Source organism: Microbacterium sp. HMWF026, from assembly GCF_003061325.1.
Lineage (GTDB): Bacteria > Actinomycetota > Actinomycetes > Actinomycetales > Microbacteriaceae > Microbacterium > Microbacterium testaceum_E.
The window spans coordinates 23,700-44,035 of the sequence record NZ_QAJB01000020.1 but is presented as its reverse complement, the minus strand read 5'-3'; the positions used below and the strand labels follow the sequence as shown (position 1 = coordinate 44,035).

At 67.8% G+C, this 20,336-nt stretch carries 20 protein-coding genes, 1 tRNA gene and 1 pseudogene; 5 read left to right on the top strand and 17 right to left on the bottom strand.

Annotated features, from left to right (window positions below):
* The coding region (locus tag DBR36_RS01050) for a 13E12 repeat family protein (RefSeq protein WP_258222498.1) at positions 1 to 899 on the bottom strand (899 nt) is incomplete at its 3' end.
* A gap of 413 nt (positions 900 to 1,312) precedes the next feature.
* Here DBR36_RS01050 and DBR36_RS01045 point away from each other — a divergent pair.
* Positions 1,313 to 1,933, top strand: a complete 621-nt coding sequence (locus DBR36_RS01045; RefSeq protein WP_108317184.1) for a histidine phosphatase family protein — start codon at positions 1,313 to 1,315, stop codon at positions 1,931 to 1,933.
* 317 nt (positions 1,934 to 2,250) lie between these two features.
* On the opposite strand, the gene DBR36_RS01040 is transcribed toward DBR36_RS01045, so the two are convergent.
* Positions 2,251 to 4,344, bottom strand: coding sequence for a metallophosphoesterase (locus DBR36_RS01040; protein ID WP_108317183.1), 2,094 nt, complete (start codon positions 4,342 to 4,344; stop codon positions 2,251 to 2,253).
* A 279-nt stretch (positions 4,345 to 4,623) separates the two neighbouring features.
* On the opposite strand from DBR36_RS01040, the gene DBR36_RS01035 reads away from it, so the two are divergent.
* A complete protein-coding gene (locus DBR36_RS01035; RefSeq protein WP_108317182.1) occupies positions 4,624 to 5,055 on the top strand; it encodes a MarR family winged helix-turn-helix transcriptional regulator in 432 nt (143 codons plus the stop codon).
* 36 nt (positions 5,056 to 5,091) lie between these two features.
* Here DBR36_RS01035 and DBR36_RS01030 read toward each other — a convergent pair whose 3' ends face one another.
* The gene (locus DBR36_RS01030) at positions 5,092 to 6,588 is read right to left on the bottom strand and encodes an L-serine ammonia-lyase, iron-sulfur-dependent, subunit alpha (RefSeq protein WP_108317181.1); all 1,497 of its coding nucleotides are present in this window, start codon (positions 6,586 to 6,588) and stop codon (positions 5,092 to 5,094) included.
* A gap of 146 nt (positions 6,589 to 6,734) precedes the next feature.
* Here DBR36_RS01030 and DBR36_RS01025 point away from each other — a divergent pair.
* Together DBR36_RS01025 and DBR36_RS18200 are read left to right on the top strand one after the other, a co-directional pair.
* Positions 6,735 to 6,810, top strand: a tRNA-Arg gene (locus DBR36_RS01025).
* Between the two features lie 265 nt (positions 6,811 to 7,075).
* Positions 7,076 to 7,681, top strand: a complete 606-nt coding sequence (locus tag DBR36_RS18200) for a hypothetical protein (protein ID WP_258222497.1) — start codon at positions 7,076 to 7,078, stop codon at positions 7,679 to 7,681.
* Between the two features lie 66 nt (positions 7,682 to 7,747).
* Here DBR36_RS18200 and DBR36_RS18785 read toward each other — a convergent pair.
* The 14 genes and pseudogenes from DBR36_RS18785 to DBR36_RS00950 all read right to left on the bottom strand — a co-directional run.
* Positions 7,748 to 8,590, bottom strand: a pseudogene (locus tag DBR36_RS18785) (recombinase family protein); the annotation flags it as partial.
* A 333-nt stretch (positions 8,591 to 8,923) separates the two neighbouring features.
* Positions 8,924 to 9,661, bottom strand: a complete 738-nt coding sequence (locus tag DBR36_RS01010; protein ID WP_108317180.1) for a hypothetical protein — start codon at positions 9,659 to 9,661, stop codon at positions 8,924 to 8,926.
* A gap of 83 nt (positions 9,662 to 9,744) precedes the next feature.
* Positions 9,745 to 10,062 (bottom strand): hypothetical protein, encoded by a 318-nt coding sequence (locus DBR36_RS01005; RefSeq protein ID WP_108317179.1) that lies wholly within the window; start codon positions 10,060 to 10,062, stop codon positions 9,745 to 9,747.
* Complete coding sequence (locus DBR36_RS01000; RefSeq protein ID WP_181373431.1) at positions 10,059 to 10,928, bottom strand: replication-relaxation family protein; 870 nt, start codon at positions 10,926 to 10,928, stop codon at positions 10,059 to 10,061. The genes DBR36_RS01005 and DBR36_RS01000 overlap by 4 nt, the downstream gene beginning before the upstream one ends.
* Positions 10,929 to 11,115: 187 nt before the next feature.
* Complete coding sequence (locus tag DBR36_RS00995; RefSeq protein WP_108317177.1) at positions 11,116 to 13,275, bottom strand: type IV secretory system conjugative DNA transfer family protein; 2,160 nt, start codon at positions 13,273 to 13,275, stop codon at positions 11,116 to 11,118.
* Complete coding sequence (locus DBR36_RS00990) at positions 13,268 to 13,504, bottom strand: hypothetical protein (protein WP_108317176.1); 237 nt, start codon at positions 13,502 to 13,504, stop codon at positions 13,268 to 13,270. The genes DBR36_RS00995 and DBR36_RS00990 overlap by 8 nt, the downstream gene beginning before the upstream one ends.
* A gap of 163 nt (positions 13,505 to 13,667) precedes the next feature.
* Complete coding sequence (locus tag DBR36_RS00985) at positions 13,668 to 13,886, bottom strand: hypothetical protein (protein WP_108317175.1); 219 nt, start codon at positions 13,884 to 13,886, stop codon at positions 13,668 to 13,670.
* Positions 13,887 to 13,889: 3 nt separating this feature from the next.
* Complete coding sequence (locus tag DBR36_RS00980) at positions 13,890 to 14,552, bottom strand: MT-A70 family methyltransferase (protein ID WP_108317174.1); 663 nt, start codon at positions 14,550 to 14,552, stop codon at positions 13,890 to 13,892.
* A 225-nt stretch (positions 14,553 to 14,777) separates the two neighbouring features.
* Positions 14,778 to 15,401 carry a hypothetical protein gene (locus DBR36_RS00975; protein WP_108317173.1) on the bottom strand — a complete coding sequence of 208 codons (624 nt, stop codon included), beginning with the start codon at positions 15,399 to 15,401 and terminating at the stop codon, positions 14,778 to 14,780.
* Complete coding sequence (locus DBR36_RS00970; RefSeq protein ID WP_146185155.1) at positions 15,398 to 16,069, bottom strand: VWA domain-containing protein; 672 nt, start codon at positions 16,067 to 16,069, stop codon at positions 15,398 to 15,400. Before DBR36_RS00970 ends, DBR36_RS00975 begins: the two co-directional genes overlap by 4 nt.
* A 47-nt stretch (positions 16,070 to 16,116) precedes the next feature.
* Positions 16,117 to 17,187, bottom strand: a complete 1,071-nt coding sequence (locus DBR36_RS00965) for a hypothetical protein (RefSeq protein ID WP_108317171.1) — start codon at positions 17,185 to 17,187, stop codon at positions 16,117 to 16,119.
* A gap of 2 nt (positions 17,188 to 17,189) precedes the next feature.
* Positions 17,190 to 17,960, bottom strand: a complete 771-nt coding sequence (locus DBR36_RS00960; protein WP_108317170.1) for a hypothetical protein — start codon at positions 17,958 to 17,960, stop codon at positions 17,190 to 17,192.
* Positions 17,961 to 18,057: 97 nt separating this feature from the next.
* On the bottom strand, positions 18,058 to 18,288 hold the full coding sequence (locus DBR36_RS00955; RefSeq protein WP_108317169.1) for a hypothetical protein: 231 nt from the start codon (positions 18,286 to 18,288) through the stop codon (positions 18,058 to 18,060).
* Positions 18,289 to 18,386: 98 nt separating this feature from the next.
* Positions 18,387 to 18,623: a hypothetical protein gene (locus tag DBR36_RS00950; protein WP_108317168.1), complete on the bottom strand. Its 237-nt coding sequence runs from the start codon at positions 18,621 to 18,623 to the stop codon at positions 18,387 to 18,389.
* A gap of 153 nt (positions 18,624 to 18,776) precedes the next feature.
* Here DBR36_RS00950 and DBR36_RS00945 point away from each other — a divergent pair, with 153 nt between their 5' ends.
* Entirely contained in the window at positions 18,777 to 20,234 is a 1,458-nt protein-coding gene (locus DBR36_RS00945; protein WP_108317167.1) for a hypothetical protein, read from the top strand.
* The last annotated feature ends 102 nt before the right edge of the window (positions 20,235 to 20,336 follow it).

The window sequence follows — 20,336 nt, the reverse complement described above, 5'->3', positions numbered from 1 at the left end:
ACCTGCACCCGCGCCCGGATCGCACCCAGGCCACCCGCCCCGTCGTCGGCGCGGGTCGGGTCGAGGGATGGCGCCGTCGTCAGGAGAAGATCCGTGAGGATGTCGGCGCGGATCTGGTCGGTGGTGCGTTCGTCGTCGCCGGGAATCCCCTCGGCCGTCGAATCCGCCCCGTCCGCGCCCACCGCGCCGACACCGCCGCCGGACCCGCCGCCGGACCCGCACAAAACGGCGCCCGCCCCCTGCTCCCTCGCGTCGATCAAGGACCGACTCTGCTGCGTCAGACGGTCGTAGATGCCCACCGCGAGCACCGTGGGCAGGGTGGCGATGAGGTCGGACATGCCGTCGACGCCCGTCACGATGCGCACGCAGCGGGTCTCGCGGCCCCGCCGGTGCCGTTCGGAGAGAGTGGTCGGCTGCAGCTTCTCGGCGACCGCCGCCAGCCTGGCGCGCAGGCGCCCGGGGCTGAGCTGCGGCCCGAGAGACGCGGCGATCGCGTCGAACTCGGCGCTCCGCTCTTCGGGCAGCGTCGACACGACGTCGGCGATGGCCCGCACGTGAGCCCGGGTGAGCGCTCCCGAGCCCCACGCCGCGAGAGTGACCGGCAGATCGTCCACGATCTGCATCGCGCGGCCGATGTGGGCCTGCACCGTGCGATTGGACAGTCGCTGCGCCGCCGCGAGTTCGGACGCGATCTCGCGCAGCGCCATGTCGGATGCGCGCTTCGTCGGGCGGTCGCCCGCCGCCGCGTCGAGACCGTACTGCCCGAGCGCCGCGTAGGCGCGGGTGCGCCACGCTTCGGCCGCCGCGAACGCCGCGTCCGCCGCGAGCGCGTCGGCGATCAGCGCCTGACGAGTGCGGGACCCGTCGGAAGCGGCAAGCGGAGGAGTCTCGGGTGACATGTCTGCATGCTAGCTCCGACCTCCGACATTGCCCCGGTCAGACGGCCTTTCCTGTGCAGAGATCAGCGCTCGAGCGCCCTGTGAAGGAGGGGCGGGAACCCGGACCGCTCGGCCCGCGAGCCGCCCGACCTATGAATCACGAAAGCGTGCCGTGACCCTCTTCCGCTCCGTTACCTCACCGTTATAGAGTGTGGTCACGGTAGTTGTTTTGCTGTGGCAGCTACCGACATGTGATTGCAGGACACTCTGGTGCAGGAAAGGGCCGGTCGGGAATCTCCCGACCGGCCCTTCGTCCGTCCGCGAACATCCCCATCACCGACCGACCACCCCGCCCCGCCCCGGCGACGCAACCGAACAGCCCGAATCAGGCAGCCCCGGATGCTGACACCCCGACGACACGCGAGGATGAAACCGTGAAGGACGCAGACCTGACCGAACCCGACGGCCGCATCGTGCTGGTGCGGCACGGAGAGACCGAGTGGAGCCGCACCGGTCGCCACACCGGCCTCACGGACATCCCGCTGACCGAGACCGGGGCCTACAAGGCCGAGCTGGCGGGAACGCTGCTCGCGACCCGACGCTACGACCTCGTTCTGACGAGCCCGCTGCAACGGGCCGTTGAGACCGCCGCGCGCGCCGGCTACCCTCGGGCGCAACCCGAGCCGCGCCTGGTGGAGTGGGACTACGGCGCCTACGAGGGCAAGACGACTCCTGAGATCATCGAGCAGGTCGGGCACCCCTGGACGATCTGGCAGGCGGGCGCCCCGGCCGGCGCCACCCCCGGGGAGTCGATCGCCGAGGTCACGGCCCGCGCCGCCTCATTGCTGGACGAACTGCGCCCGCGCGTGCGCGCCGGCGAGCAGATCCTCCTGTTCTCGCACTCCCACTTCCTGCGCGCCCTGGCCGGCACCTGGCTGGGGCTGACCGCCGACGGGGGGCGCTACTTCGTCCTCGGCACGTCGGCGGTGAGCGAACTGGGCTTCGAGCACGGTTCCGAGGTCATCACGCAGTGGAACCACGTGCGCGGACGCTGATGCACCCCGGATGCCGCCGAGTCGACCATCCGAAAATTCATCACGGAAATATAACGACGACCTCTTCCCCTCCGTTACCTCACCGTTATAGAGTGCTCGCACGGTAGTTGTTTTGCTGTGGCAGCTACCGACATGTGATTGCAGGACACTCTTGGTGCAGGGACAAGGGCCGGTCGGAAGCCTCTCCGACCGGCCCTTACTCTTTCGTCACCCGCGGCAAGCGGGATGCCACCGCCCCGCCGGCCCACGCGATCCGGCCGAGCGGGCGGGCGACGGGGCCCGACGCCTCAACGCGACGCGGACCCCGTCCGCACCTGTCACCCGCGGCGAGCGCGCCGCCTCGCGATCGCGAGTCCCGCACCGACGGCGAGCAGCAGACCGGCCCCGAGAGCCCACGGCAGGAGGGCGGCGGCATCCCGTCCCGTCACGGCGAGCGGGGTGCGACCGGAACGGTCCTCGGACCCCCCGAGCGCGTCGGCGGACCCGCTCGAGGACGCCCCCGCACCACCCGAGCCCGGAAGACCCGCCCCCGGCTGACCCGAACCCGGGAGCCCAGACCCCGGCTGACCTGACCCCGGAAGCCCGGTTCCGGGATCACCCGGACCCGGTTCCCCCGGCTCGACCGACGCCGCACCAACCGTGAACAGCGCGACCCGCGAGCGGTCCACCGCACCGTAGGGGTCGGTCGAGCGCACGTACCAGCCGTGCTCGCCCTCGTCAGGCACCGACCAGGTGGCCGACAGGATCGTGCCGCTGGGAACGTCCGAGAACGTCGCGATCTCGGTCGTTCCCAGGACCTCGGCCGAGAACGCCTCGGCGCCCAGCGTCCGCTCGCGCGGCTCGATCCCCAGCTGGTCGTACGTCAGCTCGAACTCCTGCTGCGCGTACGGGTCGTCGGCCGGCCCGAGAAGGCTGGGCTCGTCCGAGTTGTAGCGATCGAGCGACGGCGAGTAGGTGCGCACCATCATGCGTTCGCCCTCGTTGTCGAAGTGCAGCAGTCGCAGATACCCCAGACCGCCCTCGGGCAGTCCCTGGTAGTCGAACAGCATCGAGTACACGGTGCGGTCGTCGACGCCGTCACCGTCGTCATCGAACGCGTCGGTGCGCAAGAAGGCGTCGTGGTAGTGACCCGACATCACCATCCGCACGTTCGGGTTGGTCGCCACGACCTCGTCGAGCACGCGCTGCGGGATGGCTCCGAGCCCACCCGTGGTGAGGATGAATTCGTGCTGGGCGACGATCGCGACGCGATCGGGGTAGCGCTTCAGCACGTCGTTCATCCAGGCGATGGACGCGTCGTCGGGCAGCCACCCGGTGTACAGCATGAGGAAGTCGATGCCGCCGGCCGAGACGAGGTCGTAGTGGCCGCGGTTGTTCTCGTAGCTTCCGCCGTACCAGGGGTTGTCCGCGAAGCGATTCTCGCCGAAGTAGGTGCCGTAGTTCGTGTAGTCGCCGACGTCGTGACCCACGTCGTGGTTGCCGGCCAGCACACCGTAGGGAAGGCCCGCTCGGTCGAGTCGGTCGTACTGCACGGCGGCACGGTCCCATTGGGGGATGACGTCGTAGTCGTCGACGATGTCGCCCGTGTGGAATACGTACTGCAGGTTGAGCTCGTCACGACGGTCCAGGAAGTACGAGTGGATCGCCTCCTGGTGTTTATAGGGCTCACCCGCCATCTCGTTCTCGTTGTAGTACTGGGTGTCCGACTCCCACCCGAGGGTGAAGTCGTACTCCGAGCGCGGCACATCGCCGGCGTTGCGGGGTTCGACCGCGCTGTCACGCCTGCTGCGATCCGGCGCCGCGAAGCCCTCGGAGTGCTGCACGAGCATGCGCACGACCCCGTCGACGCGGTGGTCGTCGACCGAGACCACACCCTCGAGGGTGAAGGCCTCGTCGTCGGCGGCGGCCACGTGGCGAGCCACCTCGTCCCACCCCGATCCATCGGGACGCTGGACCGACAGCACGACCGTTGCACCGGCGTTCGCCCGCCCCGACCAGGTCGATCGCACATCGGCGCCGGCGTCGGCGTCATCCACCGCCACCTCGAACAACTGGTAGGGGAACGCCTCGGAACTCGAGACGTCGGCGGTCGAACCGTCGACGGCGGCGAGGCCCTCGACCTGCTCCCGCGACAGCGTGCGGGCTTCGGTCCGCTCGACGGCGGCGGCATCCGCGACCGTTCCGGACCGCACCGCGACCTCGCCGTCGGCGAGGTCGAGGCGGCGCCCCTCGAGGAACGCCACGTCGAGCGCGTCGCCCTGCGGGTCCTCGACCTTGGCCTGCAGCGTCACGTCGCCGGCGGCGACCTCCGCACCCTCGGCCGGCGAGAGCAGACCCGCACCCGGCTGCTCCGCGTACGTCTCGAAGGTCGCCGTCCACGTCGTGGAGTTGCCCACCGCGTCCGTCGCCACGACCTCGAACGCGTGATCGCCGGCAGCCAGGGTCAGCGACGAGGTCGTGAACGGCAGGGTGATCTCTCGACCGTCCAGCCGTGCGATGGTCGAGGCGACGCCCGAACCCGCGTCGCTGGCCTGGGCGTCTGGGGGGATGCTCCGACCATAGGAATCTCATCGGAGACGCACGTGAACGCCGACGGCCGGCCGGGTGACCGATAGGTGACGCGACGCGCTACCCGCGTGTGATACCCGCGCGCGGGGCTCGCCCGCCCCCATGAGCTCTAAGGTTTAGGGATGACCGATCGACGCCTCGCCGTGCAAGCCTGGGAGAACCTCTTCCGCGCGCAGCACGAGGTGTTCGAGGACATCCGTTCGGACTTCGACGGGACGGAGCTCACGCAGGCCGAGTACGACGTGCTGCTCACGGTCACGCGCGCCCCGGGCATGACCGCGCGCCTGCGCGACGTCACGGGCAACATGCTGATCAGTCAACCGAGCGTTTCGCGACTGGTCGAGCGGATGGTCACGCGGGGGTTGCTGACCAAGTGCGCCGACCCCGAGGACGGTCGCGGCTCGCTCGTGACCGCCACCGAGGACGGGGCCGTCGTCTTCCGCCGCCTCGCGGCCGCCCACGGTCGATCGATCGCCCAGCGCATGGCCCGCCTCGACAACGACGAGCTCGCTCAGCTGCAGGCCCTCACGGCCAAACTGCGCGGCCGCCCCTGACCGTGCCCGCGGGCTGCCCACCCACGGGGACGGTGCTCAGCACTCGATGACGTTGACGGCGAGGCCGCCCTCGCTGGTCTCTTTGTACTTCGTCGACATGTCGATGCCGGTCTGACGCATCGTCTCGACCACCGCGTCGAGCGAGACGTAATGGCTGCCGTCTCCGCGCAGGGCCAGGCGGGCCGCCGTGACCGCCGTCGACGCCGCGATCGCGTTGCGCTCGATGCACGGGATCTGCACGAGACCCCCGACGGGATCGCACGTGAGCCCCAGGTGGTGCTCCATGGCGATCTCGGCCGCGTTCTCGATCTGCCGGTTGGTGCCGCCCATGACGGCCGTCAGCCCGCCCGCCGCCATCGCGCAGGCCGAACCGACCTCGGCCTGGCAGCCGCCCTCGGCGCCCGAGATCGATGCGTTGGCCTTGAAGAGCGACCCCAGCGCCGTCGCGGTCAACAGGAAGCGACGGATGCCGCGACGCCGGTTGGCGTCGGCGACGTCCTCGTCGTCCCAGTGCGCCACCTCGGTCCGCGTCACGGCGTGGCCGTCGTATCCGAGCAGCGCACTGCCGACGAGCTCGCCGTGCGGGGTGACGGCGTTGCCGACCCCGAGACCCGAATCCGCCAGGAACCGCCACCAGTACATCGCCACCGCGGGAAGGATGCCCGCGGCCCCGTTGGTCGGCGCCGTCACCACCCGACCGCCCGCGGCGTTCTCTTCGTTGACGGCCAGGGCGAAAGCCCCGAGCCACTCCCCCGGCAGCTCGCGGTGCCCCTCGGCTTCGATCGCCTCGAGCTGCCCGCGGATGACCGATGCCCGCCGCTTGACCTTGAGGATGCCGGGCAGCACCCCGTCGTTGTGCAACCCCGCTTCGACGCAGGCGGCCATGGCATCCCAGATCCGATCCAGCCCCGCCGCGATCTCGTCGTCGGAGCGGAAGGCCTCTTCGTTGAGACGGGCGGCCTCGGCGATGGTGATGCCGCGTTCGTCGCACAACTCGATGAGGGTCGCGGCGTCGGCGAAGGCGAGGGGAAGCGGTGCCGTCGCGACGCGGGCGGGTTCGCCCTCTCGTCGGATGAACCCGCCGCCGATCGAATAGAAGGTCTCTTCTGCCAGGACCAGGCCCTGCGCGTCGCGCGCGATGAGCGTCATCGCGTTGGGATGACCGGGAAGGCGCGTGCGCGGCTCGAGCGAGATGTCGGTCTTGGCGAAGGCGATCTCGTGCGCGCCGGCGAGCAGGAGGCTCCGCCCCTCGGGCCAGTCCGACCAGGCGCGCCGGACGGCGGCGGGGTCGACCGTCTCGGGCTCGAGGCCCTGCAGCCCGGCCACGACGGCGTCGGGGGTGCCGTGGCCGATGCCGGTGGCGCCGAGCGAGCCGTAGAGGGCGCACGAGACGGATGCCACCCGGGTCAGGGCGCCGTCGCCCCGCAGTCGTGCGGCGAATTCGAAAGCGGCCTTCATGGGGCCGACGGTGTGGGAGCTCGAGGGTCCGATCCCGATGGAGAACAGCTCGAACGCGGAGGTGTATGCGCTCATCCCGCCAGCGTACGACCCCGACCCGACACCGCGCGGACACCGGCGCGCCACGCCCGGGATGCACGCTGTTCGGGGCCGATTAGACGTCTCCGAAGGTCCCGGCTATGCTTGACCACGGCCTGCGCGCCGTTTCGCGCGGAGGCCCTGCGCCCGTAGCTCAATGGATAGAGCATCTGACTACGGATCAGAAGGTTAGGGGTTCGAGTCCCTTCGGGCGCACCATAGATGGCTTACTGCAAATGCCAACCGTTTCCGCACGGTCGGTCAGCAGGGCCGAAATGAAATCATCGAGCAGGCCGCCGGAAACGGTGGCCTGCTCTGTTTCACCCGCGCCTGCGTGGCGCTGCGCTTCGGTGGTGGCGAGTTGTCGTGCGAAAACGTCATCGCCGGCTTCCTCGAAGACGCTCCAGCCTCGCTGAGAGGCAAGTAGTTCGCGCATCGGAGTGTTGAGCTCGTCGCCAACCACTTCTTCGTTCACGACGTAGACGTGCTTGAAGATCGCTTGATTGAGCATGCGCCTCGTCTGGTCGCTTGCGTAGCGGTACAACTCGTACGGCTGCGCCAGCAACTCCAGATGAGCGTCGATGTACGCCATGCCGGGCGCGATGTCGTCCGTGACGGAGGCGAGTTCGGCTTCGAGTTCCTTGCGCTGCCGAGCGATGTCGCGCAGCTTGCTACGGACGCGAGAGGTGTCGATGCCGCCGTCTGCCGCGAGGTCGATGAGGTTGTCTTCCTGGGTCGCGAGCCGTTGCAGCTGGGCCTTCGCCTGCTCTTGCAGCATCTTCTGCGCGCCGATCTGGTCGTCGACGGCGGCTTCCATCAGAATGCGGACGGCCTGAACGAACTCCGGTCGGAGCGAGATGGTCTTGTAGTGCCGTTCGACGGCTTCCTCGATGCGGTCCATGTTCGAGTAGGGAGCGTCGCAGGTATGGTCCTGCACGCCGCGGCAGAAGAAGTACGAGTACGTCGCCTTCGTCTTGCTGTTCACGTGCATGAGAATCATGCGGCGGTTGGTGTCGGCTTCGAGTCGGCACCGTCCGCACCAGATCGTGCCCTTGAGGTAATGGTCGTGCTTGCGTCGGCGCTCACTTGAGTAGCCGCGCGTATCGAGCACCTCCTGCACGCGGTCGAAGAGCTTGACGTCGATGAGCGCTTCGTGGCGACCCTCGTAGTACTCGCCCTTGTAGCGCACCTCGCCCAGGTAGTAGCGGTCCCGGAGCATCTGGTGGATCTTGGAGTCCGAGACGGGGCCGGCTGGCCAGCGGGCGGTCGCCCTCGTCAGGAGCCCCCGGTCAGTGAGTTCATCGGCAATGTCCTGAAACGTCATCTGGCCGCGGGCGTAGAGGTCGAAGGCGAGCTTCACGAACGGCGCACGCTCTTCGTCGATCGCGATCGTGTTGATCTTGCGACCCTCGGTGTTGTCGGTGACATTGAGGTAGCCGAGCGGCGCACGTCCGAGGGTGCCGCCGCTCATCGCCTTCTGCCCCATCTTGTAGGACACCTCGGCGCCGTCTTTCGCGCTGCGGTACTCGTTGAACGCAGCCAAGAGCCCGTGCATGAGCTGCCCGACAGGGGTCGCATCGATGGACTCAGTGGCGGAGATCAGGGTCACGCCGCGCTTGCGCAGGTCTGCCATGACGATGGCGTCGTCAATGCGGTTGCGGGCGAATCGGCTGAGGTCGTGGACGATGATCGCGTCGACGTCGTGTTGGCGTGAGACGCGCTCCAGCATCTGCTGGAAGGCGACGCGCTTGGTCATCTCGGTCGCACTGCGTCCGGGTTCGACGTACTCACCGATGACGGTCAACCCGAGTTGTTCTGCTTTGCGGGTGCAGGAGATGCGCTGCGCCGGAAGTGAGATGCCCTCGGGATCGTAGTCGGTGTCGACCTGGCCCTTGCTTGAGACGCGGAGGTAGAGCACGGCGCGCGTGCCCTTCGGGAGGTCGGACGGTACCAGCGGGCTATTGCTGGTAACGCTTGCGACGACCTCGTCCTCGGTCATCTCGATCTTGGCGCTCCGCAGTGGTGGCGGGGCGGTCAGGAACGCGGAGGTGGTGTCGAGTTCGGGCATGCTCATCGCTGCCCTCCTTCCGTGTGGGTGAGGGCTGCGACCGCGGCGGCGGCGAGCTTTCGAGAGAGATGTGGTGGAGTGTGCGCCCCCGAGTATCTCGGGCCGGGGCGCGGGCCCGTAGTCTTGAATCGCGACATGCGGGGTGTGCTCCGTTTACCCTCTAATTTTACCGTATTACCTGGCTTTTTCTGTTGCGGAATCGGCAACGGCCGCTGTCTGCCGTGGGCGAACTCGGCTGGTCCGCGAATCTGAGGTGGCGGGCCGCTACTTGATGAAGACATGGAGCGCGTCCTTTCCTTCGACGACGTCGTAGATGCCGCGGAGCCGCTCCATGAGCGGTTCGTAGTTCCAGGCGAGGGCTTCGGGTTCGACGCCGTTGTCGATGCACCAGTCCGCAAGGCTGCTCTCCCAGTCCTCGAGCGGGCTGAGCGCTCGCAATGCGACTTCTTCGTTCGGGTAGGTTCCGGCAAAGGCTTCGTGGAAGCTCTCCATGATGTCGTCTGTCCCGACGCTGACGTCGGGCAGCGACAGGAATGCTTGCAGGGCTTCGTCTTCGGGGAGCTGAAGTGTCGTGAGGAGCTCGATGAGTTCGTCCTCGTGGCCGCTGTGCCAGCTGGCGGGGATGTGCACGGTGAAGCGTTGACCCGCCACGGGCACGCTGGTGCGGATGAGAAGATGGTCGAGCTTGGGCGGCAGGTGCTCGTTCATGAAGCGACGGCCGGATCCCGTGCCTTCTTGCTGGACGAGGTAAGTGCCCAGCCAGTCGATCATCTCCTTGACGACCACGCCAGCGCGTTCGTCTCGGTAGAGGTCGAGGTACTCGTCGCGAAGCGACAGGTACGATCCTTCGCCAGCGCGGCCGAACCCCGCCAGCGCGCTCTCGCGTCCATAGGCGCGGCCGAGCACGTGGGCGATGCAACGAGCGGTGGACTCATCGACCTCTCGCCCCGCAGCCTGTGCTTCGGCGATCCCGTCGATGACGAGCTGCGCGAAGCGGTGCATGGCGCTCTCGAGGCGTCGCCAGTCGGGCGTCTCGTGTTGCGGTGCGGGGCGAGCTTCTGGGGTCATGTGCGGTTCGTGTTCGCTCATGATCGTCGTCCTCCGCTGATGATGTAGCGACCGAGGGCGTCGACCCAGGCTTCGCGTTCCAGTGGTACTTCGACGTCGCCGAGTTCGGCGAGTGCCTGATTGGCGATGAGCTCGCCGGTGCTCGCGAACTGGTGCAGGGCCGTGTCGGGGCCTGCGTGCATGGTGGCGGCGAGGAGCCGGGCGATGCCCTCGTCAATGTCGGTGCTGTCGCCGTCTGCCCAGTCCTCGAGGATCCGCAGCGCGGTCTCCGCTTGGTCGAGGCTGGCTGGGACGATCTTGTCGATGTCCAGGGCGAGTTGTGTTGATGAAGTCATGGTGTGGGGTCCTCCTTTCGAGGGAAGTGGTTGGTGGTGGTCGGCTCGTAGGGAGCCAGGGTGCGGAGCGTCTCGTGGGTGGTGACGACCGTGAACAGGTCGGGGTCGAGAGACTTGTCGGCGGCGATGCCGGCGCGTAGCGACGCGGCGCGCTTGTCGTCCGGGACGATCCAGACAACGGCCGGAAAGAGGCCACGGGTGCGCTCCTCGCTGCCATCGCGGTAGGCGCGCTGGTAGAGGTCGCACTTTCGGCGGATGGCGGGCAGGTGCTCGGTGCCGAGGTCGACCTCGACGAACGTATGCGTCTCGGTCTGGATGTCGGCAGTGACCATGAGAAGGTCCGGCTTCAGCGCCAGGGCGGAGCCTCCTGCTTGGAATCTGCGCCAGCAGTCCGGCTCGGTCTCGAGCTCCAGTACCTCATATCGGCCGGAGCGGGCGTGCTCCAGGACGGTGATCGCGGCGTCGGCGACGGCGAGGGTGTGTGAGATGAATACCGCTCCGGGTGTGCCGAACTTGCGGCGGTCCGGGTCGCCGCGCAGGGCGCGCAGGAACCGTTCACCGGCAGGTGCGAGTTGCCAGATGGTGGCACTCGACCCGTGGTGTGGTCCACCGATCCGCCGCCCGACTCGGTCGATGACGCTGAGACGATCGAGTCGGGCGAGTACGCGGTTGGTGGCCCGGACGGCCGCGAGCTCGGTCGCGTGCTTGCCAAGTGGGGTGACTCCGAAGTGGAGACGCTGCAGTTGGCTACTACGAAGCAGCCGGAACCGCTCGAGGTTGTGAAGAAGGGCGACGTCGCGCTCTGTGAGGTGCTGCTCGAGCTCACGGATGCGGCTGGGCTTCCAGGCGTGCGGAGCATCGGTCATGGCCGCCTCCGGATGCGGGACGGCAGTGGAAACATCCCTGCAAAGCAGGGTGAGTCCCCGCCCGAAAGGGGCCGTACGGGCCTGAATGGGGCGGGGTGCGAGGCACGTTGCCGGAGGCGAGTGGACGGCCGAGCGGACGGGCGACCGGACGTTCCTCTCCAGAGGTAGCCGGGAGTCGTTCCGAGACTCATGATCGCCTCGCCTTCTGCCCTCGAGGACGTTTCGGTCCTGCTGCGGCGGGTGCGGCGACTGGCGCATCGACCGCCACGTCGGCGGGCGCAGCGGGGGCGGGCTTGGGCTGCAGGCCGTACATGCTGCGGCTGGTGGCGCGGATCTGTTCGCCTGCGCCGACGATCGGCGTGGGTGGCAGCGTGCGGGCGGAGAACCAGTCGGTGGGCGCGCCTCCCACCACCAGGCGTCCGTAGATCTCGTACTTGCCGAGACCTTGGAAGTCCTCGGTGGTGAGGCCCGGCGCGCGCTTGGCGAGGTCCGCGGCGTCTTTTTGCTCCAGGGCAAAGACGAACTTCGAGCGGGCGTTGGTGTCGAAGCCTTCCCGCATCGCCGGAGGGAGTTGGGCTCGATACTGGTGCGCCACGTGCCACGCGACCCCGTAGGAGCGGCTGGTGGCCATTGCGTCCCCGATGTCGGTCGGGAGGTGGAGATAGTTCTGCACCTCGTCGACGAAGATCATCCCGGGCCGCTTCCATGGCTCGTTCTCGGAGGCTCTCTTGAGCGTGGCGGTCCAGAGTTCGGCTAGCACGAGGCTGCCGAGGAAGTTGGCGGCGCCCTTACCAAGGAGTGCTTCGTTGAGCGGCACCAGGACGGTCTTGCCTTCGCGGAAGACATCGCGGAGACGGAAGCGGGGCGACGGCTGTCCGAGCATGGCGACGAGGTTCTTTCGCATCACGATCTTGCGGAGCTTGTTGAGCGGTGCGGCGATCTGGTTGACGCGTTGACGCACCGGCATGTCTTCGAACTCGCTCCAGAACACCGCGAGGGCCGGATCGTCGGTGACGTACTTGACGGCTTCCAGCCGCAGCGGTGCATCCGTGAGGAGGAGCGGCAGGTCCGGGATCGTGTACGGGATTCCGCGCCGCTGCCCGGCAAGTAGCAGGGTCACGAGCGCGCCTTGGATGAGATACTCGGTCCGTGGCCCCCAGCCGTCTTGGAAGAGGGCGGCGAAGGCTGCAAGGAGGTTGTCCGCGACGACGTAGGGGTCGTCGTCGGCGCCGAGCTCCAGCGGGTTGAACCCGACCGGGAACTCGTCCGCTGCGTTCAGCACGACGATCTTGTCCGCGTCGGAGGCGGGCACCCGGTCGAGGATCGAGTCAATGAGTTGCTTCTTTGGCTCGACGACGACGCAGGCGCGTCCAGCAGCGATGTCGCTGAGGATGAGGTGCTCCAGCAGCACACTCTTACCGGATCCGGTGGGTCCGAGCGCGACCGAGTGCTGGAGGCGCTGGTCGGGTGCGAACCCGATCAGTCGCTCCGGCCCCGGCCCACTCGCCGTAGCGAAGACGCTCTCCGTGTTCGACACGCCCTTCGGCACCGGCAGGCACCTCGGGTGGAGCGGGTCGACGCCGGGGAGGTCGTGCTCGCCGAGCGGCCACCCGAGAAGCAGCGCGAGCTCTGAGGCGGTCAGTTCCAGGCGTGCCCGGACGGGGCTGGCGAAGTGAAGGTTGGTGGGCGCTTCGCGCACCAGATTCAGCGTGACCCCGATCGCCTGAAGGCCTTGCAAGCTGCCGAACAGTCTGCGGGCCAGCAGCGCGCGGCGCCCTGCATCCGGCCCAGCGACGCCGATACGGACGACGACCTGGCGCCGCACCTCGGCGGCGTGCTCCTGGAGCCTCCGTCTCGTGTCCGGTGCGGCCTTCTTGACGCCGTGCCAGATCCGTGACCCGATCGGCTGGAGCGGGTCTGGTGCGTCCGCACGAACGAGTTGTGGTGCGAACGCCCGTCCCAGCACGACCTGGAGGACGAGGGTCTCGCCGTCCTTTCGTGCGGCCAGGGCGTTGTAGATCCCGGCGGTCAGCTGCTCGGGATCCGGGGTACCTGTCGGCAGGCCATATTGGCGAGCTTCGACTCGTCCGGCGGACACCAGCGGTGCGCGGGCTGCCGCGTCGAAGACGATGCCAGGCACGTGCCCCTTCAGCAGGTGCTTCAGATAGTGGGCGCTCGTGGTGGCGCAGCCGAGGATGTGCTGGATGCCGCCGTCGCTTGCCCGTACCTCGAACGAGAGCGGGCGCGCCACGTCGGTTCCCGCCAGGCGGCCCAGGAGTGCGCTGGCCGTGCCCGGGGAGATCGGACGGGGAAGATGCAGGCGAGTGAACACGAACGGTTCATTCATCGCCGTCCTCCTCGCCCGTCGAGGCGTCGCGGGCTTCGGTTGCGAGGCGGGCTTCTTCTTCGATGCGGGCTTCGGCTTCGCGCCGTGCCTGCTCCAGACCGCCGCTGACGAGGATCTTCGCGATCTGCTCGGGACGGAGGTCGTGGTTGAGCTCGGAGAAGACCCAGACGCGGCGGTCGCGACTCTTGCGATACCGGCGTCGGCCTGCCCGATTCGGTGGGGTGCTCACAGGGGTACCTCCTCTCTATTCAGTTGTTGATGTGCTCCCGCCGATGCGCCGTGAAAGCGCTTGTGATCGCGGAGGGGACGGGCGACTATGAACGGCTCGATGCGTTCTGTCAATACCCGTTGTCCATTCCACAACGTGCCCACAGAGGTGAACGTGCTCATGGTCACCACCGCCGATCTCGCCGCCACCGGACGAACCAGGAGGCGGCGTAGATGAGCCCGGCGACGGCGGCGAGTAGCAGCAGCCAGCCCCAGAACTTGGCGAGCAGCTGCAGCGCGAGCCAGAGCACGACGACGCCGGCGAGGGCGAGCAGGCAGCCGTGGAGGAAGCGCTTCATGATCGGTACCGGTTCCTTGTCCTCGTGCTTGGGGTCGTTGAACATGGGTCACTCCTTCGGGGTGGAGGTCTCGGTGGTGGGGCCCGGATCGGGCGTGGTGAAGTCCGCTGGGACGGGGTAGCCCCACGGCAGGAGCGAGACGTCGCAGGTCTCGAGTTCGTTGCCCCAGAAGCCGTGGCGAGTGTCGGGGAACCGCTGACGCGAGAACAGCTCCAGGACGCGGGCGTCCGGCCCGACGATCCGGCGTAAAATCGCCCACTGCTCCAGCGGCTTCTCGGAATGGAGTCCGGCCGGCGAGGCGAACCAGTCCTGCTGGGAGCGGAAGTGGCTGCGGACGTTACCGCGGGTACCGACAAGCAGCACTTCAGTCGAGCGGCGGATCCCGATGCGGGGATCGCCGAAGCCGAAGCGGTTGGGTTTGCACCAGATGATGCGGTTCTCGTAGCGGTAGCCCCAGCTGCCCAGGATCTGCTTGGAGATCTCTTCCAGGCCGACGGTGGTCCACATGAACATCCAGGAGTCCGGCTTCATGAGCGCTTGGATGGCCGGCATCATCGCCTGGATCTCGGCGAGTGACATCGTGTCGTAGTGCTTCTCGCCGCCTTGCTTGGGCCAGGGCGGATCCGCCAGGCAGGCGTCCCACTGCTGTCGGAACGGCGCTTCGCTGGAGCTCTTCACCTCCGCTATGGAGGGCTTCGTGGTGGTGGTCATGATGTGGTGGTCCTTCCTCCCTTCCGCCGGACGCTTGCTGGTCCAGGTCGGAGGGGATGGATAGTTGTGAAGGAATTGGGTCGAGCCGTCAACCGTCCGATCGCTCCCGCTGCCGAGCGACGAGACGGCCGAGCGGACGGTGCTGCGTCGAGGGCGTCGGGTTGAAGGCCTGGCCGTGGATGCGCATGTTGTGGAATCGACTACACCCACGGCCAGACCGCTCACCTACATGGACGGCGCGAGGTGCGACGGATGTGAGGGGCAGATCGAGCCGGTCTGGTAGTCCATCCCTGTGGGCAGCACCTGCGGGCTGAACAGCCCCCGCCTGGCTGCCTCCCCGAGAAGTGCGGCTTCGAGCCCGAAGCGCACGACGTTCTCGACGAACACCCGCTGGTCGAGGACGAACTCACGGAACACCGACCAGTGCAGGACGTTCCCGATCGCATCCGCGTGCAGGAGTCGCCAGGGCAGCGACCCACGCGTCAGGCCGTGTTGCTCGGCGTCCCAAAGGTGGAACACCGCCATGTCCAGCTCGTGGGGATTGGAGAAGTTCCGCTCCCGCTCCAGGTGCGTCACGTCGTGCCAGTACCGGTAGACGAAGTTGCCTTCGGGCTCGGTGAAGATGACGCTCTCGGAGTGGTCGTTCAGGATCGGCAGTGGCGCTCCCGTGGACAGCGATGCCTCCCACGCCTGACGAAGCTCCTTATAGGTGTTCGGGGCGGCCGGGGTGAATACCCAGTCCACGCCCGTGCGGGCGCGGGTCGCCTCGGCCCGCTCCCACACGAACGCGGTCAGCGTCTCCCGTGCCGCCTGCAGTTTCGACTCCGTCAACGTCGCCCGCCCGCTCACGACAGCGCCTGCTTCCCGTGCGGGCCGTGCAGCAGCGAGTGGCGTGCCGCCACGCGGGTCGCGGTCAGCGACCGGTGCAGTGCCGCCGCGAATGCTCCGGGCGGGTCCCCGGCGCTGAGCGGTGTCACGGTGATGTTGTCGGCGCCCACGATGTCTGGCGGCACGTGCCCGCCAAGCAAGACGGCGTGGATCCTCCCTCGGAAGGCCCGCAGCCTGGTGAACACCTCGGACGGGTCGAAGTCGCTGAGCTCGAAGTCCGACACGATGACCCCGACGAGGTCGTGTTCCGGGTGCGCCGCCGCGAGCCGTTCCATCTCGGTCAGGCTCGGCAGCAGGTCACTGATTCCACGCCCGCCAGGGTTCTGGAGGGACGGGTCGAGCCGCTGCAGAAGACGTCGGTCGTTCAAGGACACGACACCGCTCGCCCCGAGGGGGTGGTCGAAGTGCAGGACGGCGACCTTCGACCGGCCGGTGTACGTCCAGTCCGCCACGAGCCTGATCGCGCGCTTCGCCTCCTCGAACCGGTTGCCGATCGGGTCGTTGCCCTGCGGGGCGATTACCGATCCCGAGCTGTCGAAGTTCAGCATCACCAGGCACGGCCGCTTCGGCTCGAGCCCCGGCCAGCCGAGCTCGATCCACGGCTCCCGCTCCCTCGGGAAGTCCCTCACCGGGACAACCCCACCCGGCAGAATGCCGGAGGGCTGAATGACCGGGGTCACTTGGTGCCTCCCCGACGCGTCTTCTGCCCGATGGTCGTCGGCTCCGAGGCCGGCCCATTCCCAGCGGTTTGCGGGTTCCTCCGGAGAATCCCGTAGAGCAGCGCCTGCATGTGGTGCCCCGCGGCCTCACCGCGGTGGGACTGCTCCGCCTGGATCGACGTCACCGTGGCGAGGGCCTCCTCGTGACGCCGGAGGCTCGGGCTGGCCGCCAGCTTCTGGTGCTTCTCCGTCTCGCGGGTGTAATCCGCTTCGGCGTTGTCGATGAGGTCCGCCACGGCGTCGGCGTAGCAGAAGCTTTCGATCCAACTGGCCGCCGCGATGGCCGCCGCGATCCCGCCGAACACGAGCCCGACGAGCGGATCCTCGATGCTGGCCCGGAGGGCGAAGATCGCGCAGGCGGTCGTCCCCGCGACGGAGCCCGACACCCAGAGCAGCGCTTTGACGTAGGGCCAGGCCCGGTCCGGCGCCTCGAACAGGTGCCGGTACGGAAGAAGCACCTCGGGGAGGTCCGGCAGCAGCACGGCCCTGCGGATGCAGTCCCGGATGTCGCGCACCTCCGAGCCGGACAGCCCCGCTGTAACGGTGGCGGCGGCTGCCGAGAGCGCCATGATCACGGCGATAGCCGGGATCTCGCCGAGCCAGATCGCCGCGGTGGCGATGCCCGCGATGTCGCCGACCAGGAAGGCGGCCTTGGCCAGCAGATGCCAGCGCTTGGCTTTCGGTGGCCTGCGCCGGTACGGGGTGAGCACCGTCAGCACCATGACGTAGGTGGCCTTGACAGTCTCGACCACGACCCGCTGTCCTTCGAGGAGCCACTGGTCCGCCGAGGCGCCGGGGGTAAGGCCCGCCGCCTCGACGGTCGCCTCACGGGACTGCTCGACGCCGAGGGCACCAAACAGGTCGTGCTGCTCCGCGTCCAGCTCGTCGTACTCCGGGCTGACCCAGAGCTTCGCGACCGAGTCCGGCTGGGGCGTCGCCCCGGCCTCGTCGACGCGCTGCAAGGCGATCTGTTCGGCCACTTCGTCGGCCGCGCTGGCGCCTGCCAGCGGATCCAGTTCCCGAGCCATTCCTAGCGCCCGTCTGTCATGACGAGGATGTTCGATGCGCCGGTGCGCTCGAGCAGCCGCGTGTAGAAGACCTTCATCCCGGCGATGAAGTCGCTAGACAGCGGGTCGCCGGCCACCCGTCCGATCCCGATGATCGCGACCGACCCCTGGAGGTTCGGGACCGTCACGGTGTCAGCCAGCGCGCTCGCCTCCTCCGGCGACAGCACGCGGTCGATGACGACGCCCTGGTTGTTCAGGCCATCCGTCATGATCGACGCCTCGAGCTCCATGTCGGGACGGAGCGCCTCGGCCTCCTCGATGAGCCGCAGCAGCCCGGTGACGTCCGTGCCTCCCTTGGGGAGCAGCGCGACAGCCGGCTGAAAGTGCTTCGTGACCTCCGCCATCACCTCGTCGACGAGCCCGGGCACACGTCGAAGACGGGCCAGATCGGTGGCACCCTCGGTCTGCAAGTCCCCCTCGAAGATGGGCACGGTGATGGAGTTGGTGCCAAAGGCCACAATGTGGGTGGTACCGCCGCACACGGCGACTCGTTCGACGCGCGACTTCACGTACGCGAGATACTCCCGGGCGATTTCCTTGCTCTGGGTCGTGCCCGACCCGTCGAGGAACTCGTAGTCGTTGATCTTCTTGCTGTCCGGGCACGACGCGAGCATGGATTGCAGGTGGCCGAGGTTGCCGGGCGGGGTGGTGGTGCAGCCCGCCAGGATGCCCGCTCCAAGAGCGAGGCTGATGCCAGCGGCCAGGCCGCGGCGGGATACTGAGGAGTGCGTCATGGACGTTTCCTTTCCTTGATCTTTCGCAGGTGATGGGTGGGTACTTCGTGACGGGGGCGATCCAGTTGGCGCTGGATCGCCCCGCCGCGTATTGCGGCTACAAACGGTCGCGCGGGATGATCTGATCGGGGAGCGGCTCGATCTGCTCCCAGCAGGTGAGGCAGCGAACAGCTCCCTCGCCGAGGACGGTGCCGAGCGGCAGGACGTACAGCCGCTGGGAACCGCTGTCGTTGGGGCAGCCGCAGCCACAGACGACTGCCGAGTTGAGCGTCCTCGGGAACGAGATGACCGTTGCGCCGGCAGTCTCGTCTTGGATGGAGTTCGTCATAGCGGTGTTCCTTTCGGGGCGGTGGGCAGGCGACGGGACTCGACGCGGGACTTGACGCGGGCCGCGTTCGTCGAGCGGCGCGGAAACTCCTGGCGTGATCACTGGGAGCCTTCGTCCCGCAGGCGGCGCAGGATGAGGGTGATGAGCGCGTGGACTTCGTCGGCGTACTCCTCGCCGTCTTGCGCGATGGGCGTGTGGAGCAACACCGCCGGGCGCGAGGCTTCGAGGTCACGGAGCGCAAAGCTGAGCTCGGTGACGGCCGCGATGAGGTGCGGGGTCGGGTCGGGCTGGGTGCTGTGCACGAGGTTTCCCTTCGAGGTGGGAGCGTCTGACATCCTTTAGTCGAGCCGGTCCCAGGACGGTGTCAAACGCGTTTTCCTGGGACGCGGAATCGCGCGAGGCGGGCTTTCGTGCTGGGAATCGCTGGGACTTACTGGGACGACGGAGCCAGTTCGAGGGCTGGTCGTGGAGCCGCTAACGTTCGATATATGGGGACGCTGACTGACGAGCAGATCGGTGACGCGTTGCGTGACCTGTTGCTGTCGGGCGGTGCCCGGGCGGCGCAGAGGCGGACGCCGACAGCGGTCGATCTTGACGCGGCGCTCGTGGAGCATGTGGCGGACCGATTCGACGACGTCGCACCTAAGCGCGATCGTGCATCTGACCGGTCGGCCGCATGGAGTCTGCTTCTCCGGGCCGTGACGAGCGGAGTCGCGGAGTCTGATCACGAGGCGCGGTTGCTCGTGGCGGCGACGCACCTTCTCGAAGTGGGTACGGATCCGCGGAACCCACGCAGGCCTGCTCCATACGACGACACGCGCGAGCTCATGAGGTCGATCGGTGTCAACAGCGCGACGTTGTTGAGTGACGGAGGCGTGAGGGCGGAGTCCGTCAGGTACGGCACGAGCATCGTGTTCCGCCGCTACTACGCGGCGGTTGCTTCCGGCCTCGGCACGAGCAGAGATGCCCTGAGCCCTTCCAAGAACATGGAGCGTGACAACTTCGGCGCCGCTATGGGGCGGGCTTACCTGCGGGTGTTGCAAAGCGATGACGCGCTACGCGACGTGATACAAGCACAGGCAGCGCCGGAGTCCGATCCGGACGGGAAGCTTTCTGCCGGTCCGCGCCGCATCAAGCCGCTGGTATGGGTCGGCGCTGCCGTCGTGGCCGTGGCCATAGTGACGGTAGGGATCCTCGTTGCCAACGGCATCGGTGGCGCCGCGCAGGGGGTGGCGGAAGCAGCCGCTCCACTTGCAACGGTGGAATCAGTTGCAAGCGAGCCGCTGAATTGGACGATGAGTACTGCGTTTTGGGTTCCGGCTACCGCACCGCTTGAAGATCTCGACGGGATGTCCGACGGCTGTTCGGATCTTCGAGCCCGCGACTGGCTCCTGAAGTACGGCCAGTATCGAGACCATTACCTCTTCAAGGTGAGAAACGTCAGCGACGAAACCATCGGGGTATCCAATGTCGTGTCACGGGGCGTCACGGCACCTCCGCGGCCGGGGCTCATCGTGAAATGCAGTGGCGGGGGGCAGGGTGGTGAGATGGAGTGGTCTGTGCTGAAGCTGGAGTTCGGGCAGGATGCGATTGCGACGTTGGCCGACACCGCACGAGTCAGTGACTACTTCTGGCTTAATGTCCCGCCTGGGGAGACCGCCGGAGTGTTGGTCTACCCGAGCGGCGAGCAGGACTTCGAGGGCACCTTGACCGTCGATGTCGCCCCCACATCCGGCCACGTTGCCCAGCTGACGGTTCCGGCGATTGGGGAAGCCGACGAGGCCCGAGCGATGAAGTGGTATGCCTTGCCGAGCGACAAGCGGGTCACACTGACGCTTCCGAGCCCTGGCGAACTGACCACCTGCGAGGTGAACGGCCTTGCGCTGGAGCAGTGCACCGCGAGCGCCTTACGGACCGCTCTCGACGGGCTATGGGAGAACGAATGAGCACCGTGATAGGCACGAGTGGGCCGGATGGCCATCAACAACGTGGTCGCAAGTGGCGTCGCGGCAACCTTGCGGGCTCTGCAGTCATGGTCGTCGCAGGGT